Here is a 17,625-nt window from a genome sequence, read left to right as displayed (position 1 = left end):
CATTTTTACTTTGGTGATGTTTTGGTATTACTTCTATAATTGTTCTACGATAATTTTATAATAAAATCTTAAGGATAAGCTTTTAAGGTGCAAGCTTCAGCGTCTCCCAAAACTGAACAATGGACAGTTTCAGCCTCCCAAAGAGTGACTGTCGATCCCTTGTTAGACAGTTTAGTGTTATTGACAGAATACTTCGGCAGCCCCTGCTCCAGCGAGTCATTAGCCGCTGGCCTACCGCTGTCGGGGAGCATTTTGACACCAGAACTTGTGCCTCAGGCTGCCGGTCGAGCAGGCTTAGCAGCCAAGCTCACCCGTAAGGGACTGGATCAGATCTCGCCTATTCTCCTGCCTTGTATCTTGCTACTCAAAGATAAGAATGCTTGTCTCTTAAGAGAGATCGACATTGACAAAGACAGGGCCGTCATTCAGCTACCTGAAACCGGTGGTGAGGAAGAGCTCAGCATAGAAGCGCTCGAAGCCATGTATGTCGGCTATCTGTTCCTCGTGAAGCAGCAATACCGTGGCGACATGGGCTTAGATCTGCATCTACACGACAGTCGCACTCACTGGCTTATTCAGACCCTGAAAGATTCGGCGCCTATCTACCGCGACGCCCTAATCGCCTCAGTGCTGGTTAACCTGTTTGCCCTGGTATCACCGCTGTTTATCATGAACGTGTATGACAAGGTGGTGCCTAACCTCGCCTTCGAGTCCCTATGGGTGCTCGCCATTGGCGCAGGTATCGCCTACATCTTCGATCTAGTCATGCGGCAACTCAGGGCCTACCTGATCGACGTCGCCGGCAAGAAGGTCGATATCATAGTGTCATCGCGGCTATTCGCTAAGGCTATCGGCATTCCGCTAGAGAAGCGTTCCCCCAGCATAGGCGGCATGGCGCGGCAACTGGGCGAGTTCGACAGCATACGCGAGATCTTAACCTCGGCAACCATCACCACCCTGGTCGATCTGCCGTTCGCGCTGTTTTTCATGTTGATCATCTATATCGTGGCCGGCGACCTGGCCATCATTCCTGTGATCGGCGGCTGTATCATTATCGGCTATACCCTATTGATGCAACCCAGGCTTAAGGCGGCTATCGAAGAGAGCAACAAGTTCTCCAGCCTGAAACACGGCCATCTTATCGAGTCCCTGGCCTCCATCGAATCGATAAAATCTAGTGGCGCCGAAGGCTTAGTGCAGAAAAGCTGGCAGCAGATGATTGGCCATACCGCCAACTGGCAGCTGAAGGTAAAGAAGATCTCCACCTCGGTCACCAACGTGGCCAATTTTACCGTGCAGCTTTCTGTGGTCTGCGTGGTGATCTTAGGGGTCTATCGTGTCGCCGATAACGACATCTCAATGGGTGGCATTATCGCCGCGGTTATCCTGTCGAGCCGGGCCATCTCACCCATGGCGCAGTTGGCAGGCCTGATGACCCGAGGCAACCATACCGCCAGCGCCCTAAGGCAGCTGGATCAGATCATGACCCAAGAGGATGAGTTTGAAAATAAAGGTCATCTGGTCAGCAAACATCGCCTTAAAGGGCAGATCAACGCCGATCACGTCAGCTTTAATTATCCAGGCTCAGAGCGACCCGTGCTGCACCCCATGTCGCTGTCGATCGCCCCGGGTGAGCGCATCGCCATCATAGGCCGCAACGGTTCGGGCAAGAGTACCCTGGCCAAGCTATTGGTAGGCCTCTACCAACCGACCAAGGGTAGCCTACGCTATGACGGACTGGATTCGGCGCAGATCCACCCGACGGATCTGCGTAGAAACTTCGGTTACCTGCCACAGGACATCACACTGTTCCACGGCACGATTCGCGACAACATATTGTTCGGTACCCGTCAGGTCACCGAGCATCAGCTGATCCGTGCGGTGCAGCTCTCTGGCGTCAACCAGTTTACCGATATCGAGACCGAAGGCTTAGATCAACAGGTCGGCGAGGGGGGGCAATCCCTCTCCCGCGGTCAACGCCAAACTATCGCGCTAGCGCGGGCCACCTTGAATGACCCACCGGTACTCCTGATGGATGAGCCGACCGCCAGCCTGGATGCGCGCGCCGAGAAGCAATTTATCCGCGCCATGAGAAATGTCTCTAAGGAGCGAACCCTGCTGCTGATCACCCATAAGATGCACCTGCTCAACTTGGTGGACCGCATCCTGGTATTAGATCGTGGCCATCTGGTGGCCGACGGTCCGAAGGAGCAGGTACTCAACCAGCTCGCCAAGGGGCTGTTATCTGGAGGGCCGAAGAGTGAGTAAGCACTTAACTACTCAAGACCTCGAGATGGTCGATGACGTCTATGGCGCCATGATGACAGATGCGCCCACCAGTCACAGGCTGATCATCTGGGCCCTGGCCGCCCTCGCCTTCAGCTTCCTGGTGTGGGCCTACTTTGCCGAACTCGACCGGGTGACCACAGGCACAGGTAAGGTGATCCCCTCGTCTCAGGTGCAGGTGATTCAGAGTCTGGATGGCGGCATCATGAAAGAACTCTATGTCCGCGAAGGCATGACGGTCACCAAGGGCCAACCCTTGGTTCGCATAGATGACACCCGTTTCCGCTCAGACTTCGCTCAGCAGGAGCAGGAGGTCTACAGCCTGCAGGCCAACGTTATTCGTCTGCGCGCCGAGCTTAACAGCATCACCATCTCAGATGTCGCCGCCGACTGGCGCGAACAGGTGAAGATCGCCAAGCAGCCGCTACAGTTCCCGCCTGAACTGACCGAGAGTGAACACGACTTAATCGAGCGTCAGCGCGACGAGTACTCGGGCAGACTGGACAACCTGAGCAACCAGCTGGAGATCCTGGCGCGCCAGATCCAACAGAAACAGCAGGAAACCGAAGAGCTGGCCTCTAAGATCAACACCCTGACAACCAGCTTCCAGCTGGTGACCCGTGAGCTCGAGCTGACCCGCCCGCTGGCCGACAAGGGGATTGTGCCCGAGGTCGAACTGCTCAAGCTTGAACGTAACGTTAACGACATTCGCGGCGAGCTGAGTTCACTCAGGCTACTCAGGCCTAAGCTCAAGGCATCACAGGATGAAGCCATCCTGAAGCGCCGCGAGGCCGTGTTCGTCTACGCCGCCGAGGCCCGCACCCAGCTCAACGAGATGCAGACACGTCTGTCGCGCATCAACGAGGCCCAGGTGGGCGCGCGCGATAAGGTGAGCAAGGCCGAGATAGTGTCGCCGGTAAATGGCACCATTAAGACAGTTCATATCAACACCTTAGGTGGTGTTGTACAGCCTGGCATCGACATCATAGAGATAGTGCCATCGGAAGATCAGCTGCTGATCGAAACCAAGATCATTCCGAAAGATATCGCATTTTTACATCCTGGCTTACCCGCCGTTGTTAAAGTTACCGCCTACGATTTCACGCGTTACGGTGGCCTCAATGGCGTTGTGGAGCACATCAGTGCCGATACAACACAGGACGAAGAGGGAAACAGTTTCTATCTTGTAAGGGTTAGAACTGAACTATCAAGTTTGACGAAAGACGACGGCACTCTGATGCCCATCATACCTGGCATGTTAACCACGGTAGATGTCATCACTGGGCAAAGATCCGTTCTGGAGTACATACTTAATCCAATTTTGAGAGCAAGAGACACTGCTCTGCGTGAACGTTAAGTTCACAACAATAACCAGGGGGGTTAACCAAATGAGTAAGCAAACCATGCATCAACTAAAGCGCAGTGCCATGGCACTCGCCATTAGTGCGATGTTGATACCGGGGGCAGCCTCTAGCCAAACGCTAGAACAGGCTGTGGCCCATACGCTGGATACCAATCCAGATATTCGCATCGCATTTAATCGCTTCAAGGCGCGTGAAGAGCAGGTCAATCAGGCAATCGCCGGTTACATGCCTACTGTTGATATCAGTGGTGGCTATGGCTGGGAACAGACAAACAGTCCATCTACCCGACGCCGTGCAGGCCAGGGCGATGTTGACAAGGATGGCGTCATCGAATTGATGCGTGGTGAAGTCGGTTTTAGCATCAAGCAGATGCTATTCGACGGTTTCTACACCTCGAGCGAAGTGGATCGCTTCAGCTTCGAAGCCAGCGCCGACCAATGGGCTCTGTTTGCCGCGGCCGAAGATATCGCGCTGGATGTGGCCAAGGTCTATGTTAACTATATCCGTAGTGAGCAGGTGCTGACTTTGGCAGAGAAAAACCTGCAGAGTCACAAAGACATCTATGATCAGATTAAGCAGCGTACCGATTCAGGCCTGGGCTCAGTCGCCGACCTGTCTCAGATCACAGGTCGTCTGGCACGTGCCAACGCCAACGTGATCGCGGCAAAGAATAACTTCTTCGATGCCAAGGCGCAGTTTATCCGTATCGTCGAGAAAGAGCCGGAAAACCTGATCGTCCCGGTACCCGATGACGATATGCTGCCAACCAACCTCACCGACGGTCTCAAGGTTGCCCAGGAAAACCATCCTATTCTGAAATCGGCCGCGAGTGATATCTCGGCGGCAGAGAACGAGCGTTCATCTGCCCAGTCCAACTACTATCCTAAGCTGTCGCTAGAGCTGGGTGGTAACTGGAACGATAACCTGGATGGCGAAGATGGCTACTCAGCCTTCGCCTCACAAAATGTCGGTGGTCATAACAATGACCTTATCGCTATGGTACGAGTGAAGTACAACCTGTTCGCCGGTGGTAAAGACTTAGCCCGCGAGAAGGAAGCGGCCTACAAGATTGGCGAGGCGAAAGAGATTCGTCAACGTGCTTACCGTCAGGTCGTCGAAGGGGTCAACCTGGCCTGGAACGCCTACGAGATGCTTGAGCCGCAGAAGCTGTATATCCGCGATCACGTCATCGCCGCCAAGGATACGCAAGTCGCCTATAGCCAACAGTTCAACCTGGGACAGCGCACCCTATTGGATTTGCTGGATACCGAAAACGAACTGTTTGAAGCGCGTAAGGATTACCTAGATGCCGAATACGACGAGATCATCTCCGAATATCGCATCCTTAACGCTACGGGTAGACTACTAGAATCGCTTCGTGTGACTCGCCCAGAGGTTTGGAAGGGTGAGCGCGAATACGAAGGGGGAGTAAAATAATGAAAGCCTTACTGATTATTCTAAGTGTCGCCTTACTGGGCGGCTGCGCTTCGCGCGACATAGTAACCATGGATACCCCGACCAATCAGGTATTCGATCTTAACGACAAAGATAAAGATGGCGTCATCGTCGCCCGTGAACGCTGTAACGACACAGTGCTAGGTGCCACCATAGACAACTACGGCTGTGGTAAGATTAAGCCTATCAATGAGCGTCAAGAACTTAAGATATTGTTTGCCAACGATTCTTACTACATAGATCCTCAGTACTATGATCAGGTAGAAGTGGTTGCGACTTTCATGAGACAGTACCCAAACACTAAGGTAACCATCGAAGGTCACTGTAGTAAGACGGGTAGCTATGAGCACAACCTAACGCTGTCGCAAAACCGCGCCGACGCCGTGACCTCGCTGTTGTCTGAGCGATTCGGTATCGCCAGCGATCGTCTGACCGCCATAGGCTACAGCTACGACAGACCGGTAGATCCAACTCATACCAAGATGGCACACACACGTAACCGCCGCGTGATCGCAGAGGTGACGGGTGAAGATACCAAGGCCGATATGAAGTGGACCATCTACACAGTTGATGAACAAGTAAAATAAAAAATAGTCGGAGAAGATGAAGGCCAAAATTGGCAGGCAAAAACGCTTTCAAAGGGTCTGCCAACTTTGCGTTGTGGCAACGGCCCTGGGGTTTTCTTGCCTATACGCTTCTCCGACGCAAACACTCGACGCCAACTACATTAAGTCCACCCTGGAAGCCCGATACGGTGAGCGCGCAGGTATGCGCGTCGCCGCCTGGTTTAAGGTACTGGATGAATCGCAGGGCCTGAGTGAACAAGAGAAGATCACCAAGGTAAATAACTTTTTCAATCTGTTTAGGTTTGTCGACGACATCAAGTTGTGGGGTGTCAGTAACTACTGGGCCACACCAATGGAGTTTATCGGGGTAAATGGTGGCGATTGCGAAGATTTCTCCATCGCCAAATATTTCACCCTGCTCCAGCTGGGGGTGCCCGATGACAAGCTGCGGATCACTATGGTTAAGGCCACCTCGGTCAATCAGTACCACATGGTGTTGGCCTACTATGACACACCCGGCTCCATCCCCTTGGTATTGGATAACCTGGACAGACAGATTAAACCAGCCACCCAGAGACAAGATCTGATCCCCGTATACAGCTTTAACGGTCGTCAGTTGTGGCTAAACAAAGAAAAAGGTCGCGGTGTGCTGGCAGGCTCATCGGAACGCCTTGAAAAATGGAATGATCTCAAAAATAGATTAGGTGTTGAGCGACTCAAAATGCCTAAGTTAAGATTGGAGTAGCGAAAACAATGACACTGTTTCGACAGATATACTCACTGCTTTTTGGCCTGTTCTTGGTCGTTGTCATCAGCCTGGCTTATGTCCAATTTACCGAGACCCAAAGCTTTCTAACCAAGCAGATGGAGTCCGATCTCAATAACACCAGCCACAGCCTGGGGATCATGCTGGTTCCCGATCTGGAAGCGGGTGACATTGTCGGCGCCGAGACGCTGATCAACGTCATCTTCGAAGGCGGCTATTACCAACAGGTGAAGCTCACCTGGCTGGTCGACGGCAAACAACAGGTGTGGGAAAACGACGTTAAGATCGAGGGCGTTCCCCAATGGTTTATCGACCTGGGATTCTTCGAAACCATTAAACGTGAAAGTACCATTACCTCGGGTTGGATCCAGCTGGCCAACCTGGAGATCACCGCCCACCCAGGCTTTGGTTACAACGAGCTGTGGCGCACGCTAACCAACGCCATCATAGTCATCTCTATCCTGTTTTTACTCGCCATCATGCTGGCGCGCTTCGGGCTAACCTGGATCCTGAGACCACTGCATGAGATTGCCGAGCACGCGGCCGAGATCGCCCAGCGCAAGTTTGGCCCTGACATGGCGATCCCTAAGACCTCAGAACTCAAATCCGTGGTCGAGGCCTTTAACAGCATGTCTCATCAGCTCAAGCAGATCTTCAGCTCACTGGACGAAGAGGTGACTGAGCTGCGTAAGAAGAACCTGGTAGATCAGGTCTCTAAGCTGCCGAACAGACAATATATGATGGGCCGCCTCAACAGCTGGTTGAGCGAACCCAACAATGGCTCGCTGATGATGGCCAAGTTCGACTGGCTCGAAGAGGTACACAGCAAGTATGGTTATCAGGTACGTGATGAGACCATACGCCTGTTGTCCGAGAAGATGCAGGAGCAACTGGACGAGATCGCCCCGTCTGTCATCGCCCGTATCGCCGCCTACGAATTTGCCTTCCTGATCACCAGCGCCGAACAGGAGCAGAGCAGCAAGTATCTGCATACCCTGATCAGAACCGTGAACCAGGAGATCTCTAAGGCGGGCTGTAAGCCTAACGAGCAGTTTGCCATAGGTATCGCCCAGCGCACCGACAACATGACGGTATCGGACATCCTGGCGCAGACAGATAATGCATTGCAGAAGGCGATCGCCGACAACAAGGTGTTCCACTGGTTCGAGAGCAACGAGAAGCAGCTCTACACCCGTGAGCAGTGGCGAGAGCATTTGAGCGCTGCCATCAGCAGCAAGCAGTTCCAGTTCAAATGGCAGCCTGTCTACCACACCAATAAGGATGAGGTGGTGCAGCGCGAGCTCTACTGTCAGCTCACCATTGGCGATAAAGAGATCCACGCGGGCCAGTTCATGCCCTATGTGGAGCTGCTCTCACTAGGCTCTATGCTGGACAGATGCCTGATCGAGACCATAGTCGATAACGGCCTGCTGGAGCGTAACTATGAGCCTATCGCCATCAATCTGACCTTCAACAGTCTGAGCGATACGACCTTCCATCAGTGGCTCAACAAGTTCCTGCGCAATACGCCGCTCGCCCAACGAATCGTGTTCGACATCCCAGAGGCCGGCGTCTATAGCGATCCCGATGCCTGCCAGGCGCTGTGCAACATCATTCGCGACAATGGCGCTCACTTCGGTATCGACCACTTCGGTCGTCAGTTTGGCTCTATGTCTTACCTGCAAAACCTAAGACCTAGCTACGTCAAGCTGGATCAGTCCTTCGCCTACTATGACGAGAACGAGCACAACAGCGAGCTGTGCCGCGCCCTGGTGAACGTCGCCAGAGGCCTGGATATCCAGATCATCGTCACCGGTATTCAGGAGCAGCCGCAACTAGCACGCTTCGAGCCGCTCAAGGCCAACGCCTACATGGGCTATATCTACCCGCCCACCCGCGTCGAGCTATAAACGACAAAGCTGCCCACTTGGGCAGCTTTTTTTTACCTTGATGGCGCGTTTTATTCGGTAAAGACAAACATTAGGAAATAACAAACGGGCAAAGAAAAAGCCCCTCGATGACTCGAGGGGCTTATCTAGGATTGGTCGGTGATAGAGGATTCGAACCTCTGACCCTCTGGTCCCAAACCAGATGCGCTACCGGACTGCGCTAATCACCGAAAATCTTTTTTATCAGTCAGCGATGCTTGATGTATCACTCACTTGGAAACTGGTCGGTGATAGAGGATTCGAACCTCTGACCCTCTGGTCCCAAACCAGATGCGCTACCGGACTGCGCTAATCACCGAAACAAGGGATATTTTACGAGGTGCCGCCTCGCTTCACTATATCAAGGAAAAAAATGACTCGTGAAGTCTATTGCAAGAAGAAGTGGGGTGACTGATGGGACTTGAACCCACGACAACCGGAATCACAATCCGGGGCTCTACCAACTGAGCTACAATCACCACTGATATTGACTTCTTAACGCTAACTTGACCCTCATCCAACTGGTGCACCCAGAAGGATTCGAACCCTCGGCCTCACCCTCCGGAGGGGTGCGCTCTATCCAGCTGAGCTATGGGTGCCTGCCTTGTTAGCGCCGCATATAGTATGGATTATTTTACTGCGCGTCTATAGCAAACACGTATTTTTTTACGCGTTTGCTCAAGTTTTAGCATATTTAAGGTGATATTAAGATGACAACGTCAAAATAATGACTTGGTGGTGCTGCTTTTTTATGCTATCAATAACCATTACCCCAAATCCTAGCGAAAAAATATAACTACTTGTGATTGGCGGAACCATGTTTAGGGATAAAACAGACCAACATTCACCCCGTGAAGTTGGGCGTTTATATAAAAGGATATCTCGCTTAAAGAGCCTGGCTCGGAAGTACAAGCGTTCTGAGATCGTCCAAAATACGCTATTGGATATCTCCAATCTTGCCGCTCGGGTCGAGCGCGCCGAAGAGTTCTACGCTGGTATCCAAACCAATCTCAATCGCCTGCTCCCCGCAGACAACTTCTTCATCGCCATCCTCAACAGAGAAACCAACAAGTTAGGCGTGCCTTTCTTCGTCGATGAGAAGGACCAGCACCCAAGCCAGCTTTACCCCAGCGAAGAGTTATCTACCACGCTCAACAGCGGCCTCACCGGCTATGTGCTGCGCAGCCAGCAACCCCTGCTGTGTGATGACGACAAGTTTGAGCAGCTGCTCGCCAGCGGCGAGATCGTCAGTCGGGGATCCAGCTGCCACCAGTGGCTAGGGGTCCCGATTTTCAGCAGCGATCAGACCATAGGGGTGATCGCCGTGCAGAGCTACGATGCCAATATCACCTATGGCGAGATAGAGGTCGAGCTGATGACCTTCATCAGCCAACATATCTCGGGCGTTATCGAGCGGGTGCAGTACCAACACAATCTCGAGGCCGCAATTGAGCACAGAACCAAAGAGCTGAGCGTCGCCTACGATAAGCTCAAGCAGGAGGTCACCGAGCGGCGACGGGCGGAAAACCTGCAGAAGTCGCTGTTTGAGATAGCCGAGCTATCCAATGCGACCATAGACCACCAGAGCTTCTACCGCGAGCTACACAGGGTGATCAGCCACCTGCTACCGGCCAACAACTGTTATATCGCCCTGCTGGAAGACAATGGCCGTGAGCTGCATTTTCCCTTTTATGTCTCTCAGCTCAACGTAGGCGCGCCGCAAAGGCGCCCTCTGGCCGATGGTCTGACAGAGTTTATTCTCAAGCATAAGCGCCCTTTGCTGCTCGATGGCAGCGACATCAAGGCGCTGATCAAGGCGCAGCAGCTCTACGCAAAGGCACCGCAGCTCAACTACGCCGAGACCATACATCAGTGGATAGGCGTGCCCCTGTTTATCCAAGGCATAGTCAAGGGCGCGCTCACCATCTACAGCTTCACCCCGTCGCAGACCTATCAGGAGAAAGATCTGGATCTGCTCACCTTCGTCTCGCAGCATATCGCCGCGGCGATCGAGCGTAAGCTGTCGGCGGAGTCCCTGAAACAGAGCTATGAACAGCTGGAGGAGAAAGTTGCCCAACGCACCCGTGCCCTGGCGATGCTCAACCAGGATCTCGAGAAGGAGATCGCCCAGCGCCGTAAGGTCGAGCAGCAGCTGGTGCACGATGCCAGCCACGACACACTGACCGGCCTGCCCAATCGAGCCATGTTCATGGAGCGCCTGGCCCAGGCGGTCAAGCATGTCAGGCGCCACGCCAGAGACAGGTTTGCCCTGCTGTTTATCGACCTCGACCGCTTTAAGCTGATCAACGATACCCTAGGCCATCTGCAGGGCGACCGCTTCCTGATCGAAACCGCCCGTCGCCTCAATCTCTGCATCAGGAGCAACGACACCTTAGGGCGTATCGGCGGCGATGAGTTTGTGATCCTGCTAGACAGCATCAACACCAGCAGCGACGCCATCGAGGTGGCCGAGCGTATCTTAGGCGAGCTGAGCGAGCCCTATCAGCTATCGAATCAGAGCTTCACCTCGGGCGCCAGTATTGGCATCGCCTTCAGCGGCCACAGTAGCGGCGACACCAGCGAGTCGCTGTTGAAGGACGCCGACGCCGCCATGTATCAGGCCAAGTCCAACGGTAAGGGCTGCTTCGTCATCTTCGATCACAACACCAGCCATCAGCAAAGCCATGACATCACCCTGGAGATAGAGCTCAGAGAGGCGATCGCCAAACAAGAGTTGGCGCTGCAATATTTCCCTGTGATGGCATTGGCGACCCAAGAGGTTCTCGCCCTCGAACCTAGGCTCTACTGGCAGCATGAACAGCTGGGCAAGATCAAACAGGATCAGCTCAGCAATATCGCCGAGCACTGCAACCTGACCAAGGAGCTGGATCTCTATCTCTTCGATCAGCTCAACAGCGACTATGACAAGGTGATGCAGCAGGTCGATGGCAAGGTGCAGCTGCACATCAAACTCGCCAGTCAGCACCTCAAACATAAACATGCGGTGCGCAAGCTGAAGAATCGCATCAAGCAGAGCTACTATAAAGCTGCCGATATCTGGGTATTCTTCAACGAGAAGGCCTTTGTCGCCGACAGCGACAGCCATATTCAGGCGTTCGACCTCTTGGCTAAACAGGCCATCAACTTAGGCCTGTGCGCCTACGGTAGCGCCCACACGGCGCTGAGCAGCCTCAGCTTCCTGCCCTTAATCGGCCTGAAGCTAGACCCTAGCTATATCAGTCATCTGAATAATCCGCAGCAGAAACGCCTGCTTAAGGCGCATCAGCTGACCGCCTCGGCGCTCGAGCTGACGCTATTTGTGGAAGGGGTTAAGACAGATCTGCATAGGCAGCAGCTGGTCAGCCTAGGCTTCGATCAGGGTCAGGGCCAAGCCCTGGGTGAGTCTATCGATCCCAGTAAGCTGCCCGAGCCCAAAAAGCGGCCGAGCGGCTGCATCTCCGCCTAATCACCATAGGTGAGCGCCGCCTTAGCAATTTACTTCTTCAGCATATCCCGTATGTTGGCGATGTTGGCCCGGCCCGACTGCACTCTTTGCTGCTCAGACTGAGGCGGCTTACGGTTTTCCCAGATAAGATCGTCCTGGGGCAGCTCCATCAGGAAGCGGCTGGGCTCACAGCGCATCACCTCGCCAAACTGGCGCCGCTCACGGCAGATCATGAACCACAGCTCCCTCTGCGCCCGGGTGATCCCCACATAGGCTAGGCGGCGCTCCTCCTCGACGTTGTCTTCATCTATGCTGGTCTGGTGGGGCAAGATACGCTCCTCCACCCCCACCATGAAGACATAGGGGAACTCGAGGCCCTTGGAGGCGTGCAGCGTCATCAGTTGCACCTGATCCCCGGCCTCGTCTTCGCTGTTACGCTCCATCATGTCCCTCAGGGTCAGACGGGTCACTACTTCCGGCAACGTCATCCCTTCGTCCAGCTCATCACCCTCTAACATCTCGGTCACCCAGCGATAGAGCTCGGAGATGTTCTTCATCCGCATCTCGGCGGCCTTGGCACTGGTACTGGTCTCGTACAGATAGTCTTCGTAGTTGATGTGGCGGATCAGCTGCTTCACCGCCTCAACCGGTTCGCCGCGGGTGGCCGCCTCGCCGGTATCGACGATAAACTTGCCAAACTGATACAGGGCCGACATGGCTGCCGGCGGCAAATGGTGGTTCAACTCGCTCTGGAATATCGCCTCGAACATGGAGATATGCTGCTCGTTGGCATAGTTACCCAGACGCTCAAGGGTTGCAGGGCCGATGCCGCGTTTGGGCAGGTTAACCACCCGCAGAAAGGCGTTATCGTCGTCGGGGTTCACCACCAGACGCAGGTAGGCCATAATATCTTTGATCTCGGCGCGGCCGAAGAAAGAGGTGCCGCCGCTGAGCTTATAGGGGATGCGGTTGGTCATCAGCGCACGCTCCAGCAGGCGCGACTGATGGTTGCCCCGATAGAGGATGGCATAATCGCCAAACTGGGTCTTGCCCACAAACTTGTGGCGGATCATCTCAGCCACCACACGCTCGGCCTCCTGCTCCTCGTTGGCGGCGATCAGCACCCGCAGCGGCTCACCATAGGCCAGCTCGCTGAACAGCGACTTGTCGTAGACGTGGGGGTTGTTGGCGATCAATATGTTAGCCGCCCGCAGGATCCGCTGACTGGAGCGGTAGTTCTGTTCGAGTTTAATCAACTTAAGATTGCGAAAGTCCTTCCCCAAAAGCACCAGGTTCTGCGGCTTGGCCCCACGCCAAGAGTAGATAGATTGATCGTCGTCCCCTACCACGGTAAAGCGGGCGCGCTCGCCCACCAGCAACTTAACCAACTCATACTGGCTGGTGTTGGTATCCTGATACTCATCCACCAGCAGGTATTGAATGCGTTTCTGCCAGCGCTCGCGTACCTCCTGCTTGTGCCGCAGCAGCAGGGTGGGCAGCAGGATAAGATCGTCGAAATCCAGCGCGTTATAAGCCTTCATATGCTGAGCATATCGCTGGTAGAGCAAGGCAAATAACTGTGACTGCTCGTCTTTGGCGGTTTTGATGGCACCATCCGGCGTCATCAGATCCCCCTTCCAGTTGGAGATGGCCGTCATCAGCATGCGCAGCAGATCTTTATCGCCGTCAAACTCCTTCTCGGTCAGCTCTTTCAGCAGCGCCAGGGTATCCTGGTCGTCAAACAGGGAGAAGCCGGGCTTAAGGCCCACAACTTTATATTCACGCTTGATGATCTCAAGCCCCAGGGTGTGGAAGGTCGAGATCCACAGTCCTCTGGCTTCTTTGCGTCCCATCGACTGGGCCACACGCTCCTTCATCTCCCGCGCCGCCTTATTGGTAAAGGTCACAGCGGCGATGTTGCGCGCCTGATAACCACACTTCTGTACCAGATAGGCAATCTTATTGATGATCACACGCGTCTTACCACTGCCCGCGCCGGCAAGCACCAGACAGGGACCAGAGACATAGTGTACAGCATCATTTTGACCGGGATTGAGCTTCATTGACTAACGGCTACCAACTAGAGAATTCGTGAGATCGGCCAGGGATCATACCAGAATCTTCGCCATAGCTCAGACAAAAATATCCAAGCTCTCACCTAAGCTTAAACGTACGCGACCGATAAGCTACCGACGTGAGCCTGCCCTCAACCTGGTGTCAGGCGACCGGTTTTTAGTTGTCATCCCAGTAGGCTTAGGTACAATTCGGGCATAGCATTAAATGGCCAATGGCGGACAGAAAAGATGATTAACCCCAAAAAGATCGAAGAAGTAGCTAAGCAGCTAAGCGATAACCTCCCCAGCGGGCTTAAGCAGTTTGCCGGTGAGTTTGAAGAGAAGAGCAAACAGGTTCTGCAAAACCAGCTGATGAAGCTAGATCTTGTCTCGCGCGAAGAGTTCGATGTGCAGCAACACGTGCTGTTGAAGACCCGCGAGAAACTCGAAGCCCTACAGGCTCAGGTCGATGCCCTGGAAGCCAAACTCAGACAGCAAGACGAGGCTTAAATCGCACTAAGCCGCGTAAGCGACCTCCATCCATGAAAAAGAGCGCCCGGCGCTCTTTTTTGTTGGCTGTTTTATTCTCTTCTTATCACTCGCCTATCACCTCTTACAACATCGGCAATTGCCCCCGTTTTGCCACAATTGGTCATCGCTATGCCCGCCTGTTTGGCGCGACTTATGGTGTAATGGCGCAATACACCCAGACCGTCATTGAGAGGGATATTTATGTTAAGTCGGTTACCCCTGGCCAACAGCCCACTGAGCAAGAAACTGATCTTCATCGCCATTCTTACCTTGGTAGCGATGATCCCCTTAGGCCTCATCGAGAGCCTCACCTCAGACAGGCAGCATCTGTACCACGGCGTGGTCAACGAGATAGGCCGCTCTTGGGGCGAGCAGCAGACCATTGCCGGACCTGCGCTGGTGATCCCCTACACCTATGAGGTGGTGCAGGAGAGCATCAGCGACACGGGCAAGATGACCAAGGCGAGGCACACCTACGACAGCGAACTCATTGTGCTGCCGGAGCAGCTCAACCTCGCCGTCGCGCTCAAACATAGCTTTCTCTCCCGCGGCATCTTCCGCTCTCTGGTCTATCAGTCTCAGGTCACCGGCTCGGCGCAGTTTCGCCTCGAAGCCTACACCTTACCCAACCTAGTCAGCCTGCATCCCGACCAGGCCAGGCTGGTGTTTGGCATCTCCGCCAACCAGGCCATCGACAAGATCAACCGCTTCACAGCCAAGGCCGACCAGCAAGCGGCCGCGCCGCAACGACTCATGCCCGGCACTGGGCTGGAGCAACTCAGGGGGCTCGACCGCGGCTTTCATCAGCCGATCGCCCTGACTCCCGATAGTGAGCAACTCACGGTCAACTTCGATATCAGCCTACGGGGCTCTCAAGGGATCTCTGTGTTGCCCATAGGACAGCAGACAGAGGTTACCCTGTCGGCAGACTGGCCGCATCCAAGCTTTCACGGTCTGCTACCGACCGAGCGACAGATCACCGCCCAGGGCTTCAGCGCCCAATGGGACGTGAGCCACCTGACCCGCAACTATCCTCAGGTCTTTACCAAGACCCAGGAGGTCAATCTGCAGGAGATCGCGGCTCAGGCTACCCTGTTTGAACCCGTAACCCACTACGGCAAGATAGAGCGTGCGGTCAAATATGGCCTGCTGTTTATCATGCTCACCAGCATCATGCTGCTGATCTTCGAGCTTGGGCAACAACAGGTCTTAAGCTCGATTCAGTATCTGCTGGTCGCCAGCGCCATGGCACTCTTCTATCTGCTGTTACTCTCCCTGTCGGAGCATATCAGCTTCGGTTACGCCTACCTGCTGGCGGCATCTGTGCCACTACTGTCTGTCTCGGCCTATATTGCCAGCGTGACCGCCAGTCGCAGGCGCGGCGCCTTCATGGCCATCATGTTACTGGCGCTCTACAGCGTGCTCTACTCCATCCTGAAGTTGGAAGACTATGCGCTGCTGATGGGCTCAGGCCTGCTGATGATGGTACTGCTGATCCTCATGTACCTGACTCGCCACCAGATCGAAGCGCCTTTAACCCCTCAGCAAGAGTAAATAACACCTCAGGCGCTGGCCAGACTAGCCAGCGCCGCCTAAGCGGGTTAGCCTAGCGCTTTTCAAAAAACGCATTTTTCAAAGCCCGGTTTTTTCAAAGACTAGTTTTTCAAAGACTCTTTTTTCAAACTGGATGGTTTAAGAGAAATTCTATGAGATCGAATCCTCCCGCCAATCTCTATTTTTCCGTGGTGCTACTCTGGAGCGGCCTGACGCTGATCCCCGCCGCAATCTACTTAGGCGGACTAAGCCTGTTTCCCTGGCTCGAGCTCAGTTCCCTCAAGGCGGAGTTGCTCTACGGCCTAACCAGCTCGGGCACGGCGCCCTATGGTGTGCTCACCGTGCTTGCCCTGCTGCTTGTCTGTTATCTGTTGCTGCCACGCAAACAGCTAGTGCCTCTACTGTTTAGCGTCTGCCTCGCCATGGGACTCAGCCTGGGGCTAAATCACTTTCTCAAGCCTTACTTCGGCCACCCCAGACCCAATGTGCAATTCTTGGCGGAGAACCAAGGGCTGTCGCTTAGCGGTTTTTATCAGGCCAGTCAGCCGACGCGGCGGATATTGATGGCACAGGAGGTTGCCAAGCTATCAAAGAAGATCAAGCTATCACAGGAGACCAAGCTATCCCTCTCCCCCAAGATAGCCCAGCACTGGCAAGATGAGGTGGGCTACTCGTTTCCCTCGGGTCACACTTTGTTTGCGGTGACGCTCGCCCTAGTCGTCAGCTATTTTTTGTTGGCGGCGCAAAGGTTTTTATTCGCCGCTCTGTTATGCTTATGGGCGCTGGCCATGGGGTTTAGCCGCATGTTACTGGGCATGCACTGGCCTCAGGATGTCTTGGCAGCATCCTTGCTCGGCGGCCTTATCGCCCTGCTCGCCTTGCTGATCACCGAAAAATGGCGCGCCATCGGCCAAGGCTAGTGCCTAACTGGGCTAATGTTTGACTGAGATAATGTTTTACTGAGCTAATGTTTTACTGAAATAAGATTTTACTTCCACAAGGGTTCACTCTTCCCCGGCGATAGACATGACAAGACTACAACTCGACAAGACCGACATTCAGATCCTCAAGTTACTCCAAGCCCAGGGACGCATGGCCAACCAAGATCTGGCTGCAAGCGTCGGCCTGTCGCCCTCGCCCTGCTCGCGCCGAGTCAAGGCGATGGAGGAGGCGGGCATCATCGCCGGTTACGCCGCCTTAGTCGATGCGCCCTACTTTCAGTTAACCCTGACCGCCTACGTGCAGGTGCGGCTGGAAAAACACACCCAAGCGATACTCGATGCGTTCGAGCAGGCCATCGACGGCTATGACGAGGTACTCGAATGCGCCCTGCTGACAGGTAGCGACGCCGATTACCAGCTCAAGGTCTTGGTCAGAGACATGGATGCCTTCAAACACTTCCTGTTGGAGAAGCTCACCAGCAATCCACATATCGCTGGCATACGCTCAAGCTTCGTGCTCAAACAGGTCAAGAGCCGCACCGCCATTCCCCTGCCGGAACTCGGCACTCAAGACGATAAAGCTTGATAAATCACACAAATTCTCATTTTTTCAGCCGCGCAATCCTATCGCGTCGACGCCTGTCTCAACGGGGCCATCGCAATAATTTCGCCAATGAAGCCAGAAAGCGAAATTAGTTTTCAAAAAATAGCAGCATGACGCGATAACAACAAAGG

General features: G+C 54.1%; 12 protein-coding genes and 4 tRNA genes. 11 read left to right on the top strand and 5 right to left on the bottom strand.

Translation table 11 applies throughout. The features are described 5' to 3' along the window. Positions 1–87: 87 nt before the first annotated feature. From K0I31_RS01595 to K0I31_RS01570, 6 genes are read left to right on the top strand one after another with little or no spacing between them, the layout of a single operon-like run. A complete protein-coding gene (locus tag K0I31_RS01595) occupies positions 88–2,268 on the top strand; it encodes a type I secretion system permease/ATPase (protein ID WP_220072853.1) in 2,181 nt (726 codons plus the stop codon). Continuing rightward, positions 2,261–3,643, top strand: a complete 1,383-nt coding sequence (locus tag K0I31_RS01590) for an HlyD family type I secretion periplasmic adaptor subunit (protein WP_011864117.1) — start codon at positions 2,261–2,263, stop codon at positions 3,641–3,643. The genes K0I31_RS01595 and K0I31_RS01590 overlap by 8 nt, the downstream gene beginning before the upstream one ends. Before the next feature lie 31 nt (positions 3,644–3,674). Next, positions 3,675–5,087, top strand: coding sequence for a TolC family outer membrane protein (locus K0I31_RS01585; protein WP_011864116.1), 1,413 nt, complete (start codon positions 3,675–3,677; stop codon positions 5,085–5,087). After that, positions 5,087–5,692 (top strand): OmpA family protein, encoded by a 606-nt coding sequence (locus K0I31_RS01580; RefSeq protein WP_220043971.1) that lies wholly within the window; start codon positions 5,087–5,089, stop codon positions 5,690–5,692. Before K0I31_RS01585 ends, K0I31_RS01580 begins: the two co-directional genes overlap by 1 nt. 16 nt (positions 5,693–5,708) lie before the next feature. Further along, on the top strand, positions 5,709–6,416 hold the full coding sequence (locus K0I31_RS01575) for a transglutaminase-like cysteine peptidase (RefSeq protein WP_011864114.1): 708 nt from the start codon (positions 5,709–5,711) through the stop codon (positions 6,414–6,416). A gap of 8 nt (positions 6,417–6,424) precedes the next feature. Beyond that, complete coding sequence (locus K0I31_RS01570; RefSeq protein WP_011864113.1) at positions 6,425–8,347, top strand: bifunctional diguanylate cyclase/phosphodiesterase; 1,923 nt, start codon at positions 6,425–6,427, stop codon at positions 8,345–8,347. Positions 8,348–8,479: 132 nt separating this feature from the next. Here K0I31_RS01570 and K0I31_RS01565 read toward each other — a convergent pair. The 4 genes from K0I31_RS01565 to K0I31_RS01550 all read right to left on the bottom strand — a co-directional run bounded on the left by K0I31_RS01565 (position 8,480) and on the right by K0I31_RS01550 (position 8,964). Beyond that, positions 8,480–8,556 (bottom strand) — tRNA-Pro (locus tag K0I31_RS01565). 51 nt (positions 8,557–8,607) lie between these two features. Next, positions 8,608–8,684 (bottom strand) — tRNA-Pro (locus K0I31_RS01560). 84 nt (positions 8,685–8,768) lie between these two features. Continuing rightward, positions 8,769–8,844: transfer RNA gene (locus tag K0I31_RS01555), tRNA-His, on the bottom strand. Positions 8,845–8,887: 43 nt separating this feature from the next. Further along, positions 8,888–8,964 (bottom strand) — tRNA-Arg (locus K0I31_RS01550). 218 nt (positions 8,965–9,182) lie between these two features. Here K0I31_RS01550 and K0I31_RS01545 point away from each other — a divergent pair. Further along, a complete protein-coding gene (locus K0I31_RS01545) occupies positions 9,183–11,831 on the top strand; it encodes a sensor domain-containing diguanylate cyclase (RefSeq protein WP_220079669.1) in 2,649 nt (882 codons plus the stop codon). A gap of 29 nt (positions 11,832–11,860) precedes the next feature. On the opposite strand, the gene rep is transcribed toward K0I31_RS01545, so the two are convergent. Further along, on the bottom strand, positions 11,861–13,873 hold the full coding sequence (gene rep / locus K0I31_RS01540; protein ID WP_220079668.1) for a DNA helicase Rep: 2,013 nt from the start codon (positions 13,871–13,873) through the stop codon (positions 11,861–11,863). A gap of 240 nt (positions 13,874–14,113) precedes the next feature. Between rep and ubiK the strand changes: the two genes are divergently transcribed. The 4 genes from ubiK to K0I31_RS01520 all read left to right on the top strand — a co-directional run bounded on the left by ubiK (position 14,114) and on the right by K0I31_RS01520 (position 17,476). After that, positions 14,114–14,374 carry a ubiquinone biosynthesis accessory factor UbiK gene (ubiK, locus tag K0I31_RS01535; RefSeq protein ID WP_011864110.1) on the top strand — a complete coding sequence of 87 codons (261 nt, stop codon included), beginning with the start codon at positions 14,114–14,116 and terminating at the stop codon, positions 14,372–14,374. Between the two features lie 222 nt (positions 14,375–14,596). Further along, on the top strand, positions 14,597–15,949 hold the full coding sequence (creD, locus tag K0I31_RS01530; protein ID WP_220079667.1) for a cell envelope integrity protein CreD: 1,353 nt from the start codon (positions 14,597–14,599) through the stop codon (positions 15,947–15,949). 152 nt (positions 15,950–16,101) lie between these two features. Then, positions 16,102–16,869, top strand: coding sequence for a phosphatase PAP2 family protein (locus tag K0I31_RS01525; RefSeq protein ID WP_220079666.1), 768 nt, complete (start codon positions 16,102–16,104; stop codon positions 16,867–16,869). A gap of 106 nt (positions 16,870–16,975) precedes the next feature. Next, positions 16,976–17,476, top strand: coding sequence for an Lrp/AsnC family transcriptional regulator (locus tag K0I31_RS01520; RefSeq protein ID WP_011864107.1), 501 nt, complete (start codon positions 16,976–16,978; stop codon positions 17,474–17,476). Positions 17,477–17,625 lie beyond the last annotated feature (149 nt).

It is taken from the genome of Shewanella spartinae (assembly GCF_019457555.1).
Classification (GTDB): Bacteria; Pseudomonadota; Gammaproteobacteria; order Enterobacterales; family Shewanellaceae; genus Shewanella; species Shewanella loihica.
Note: the sequence above shows the minus strand (reverse complement) of the source record. Positions and strands in the feature narration are given on the sequence as shown.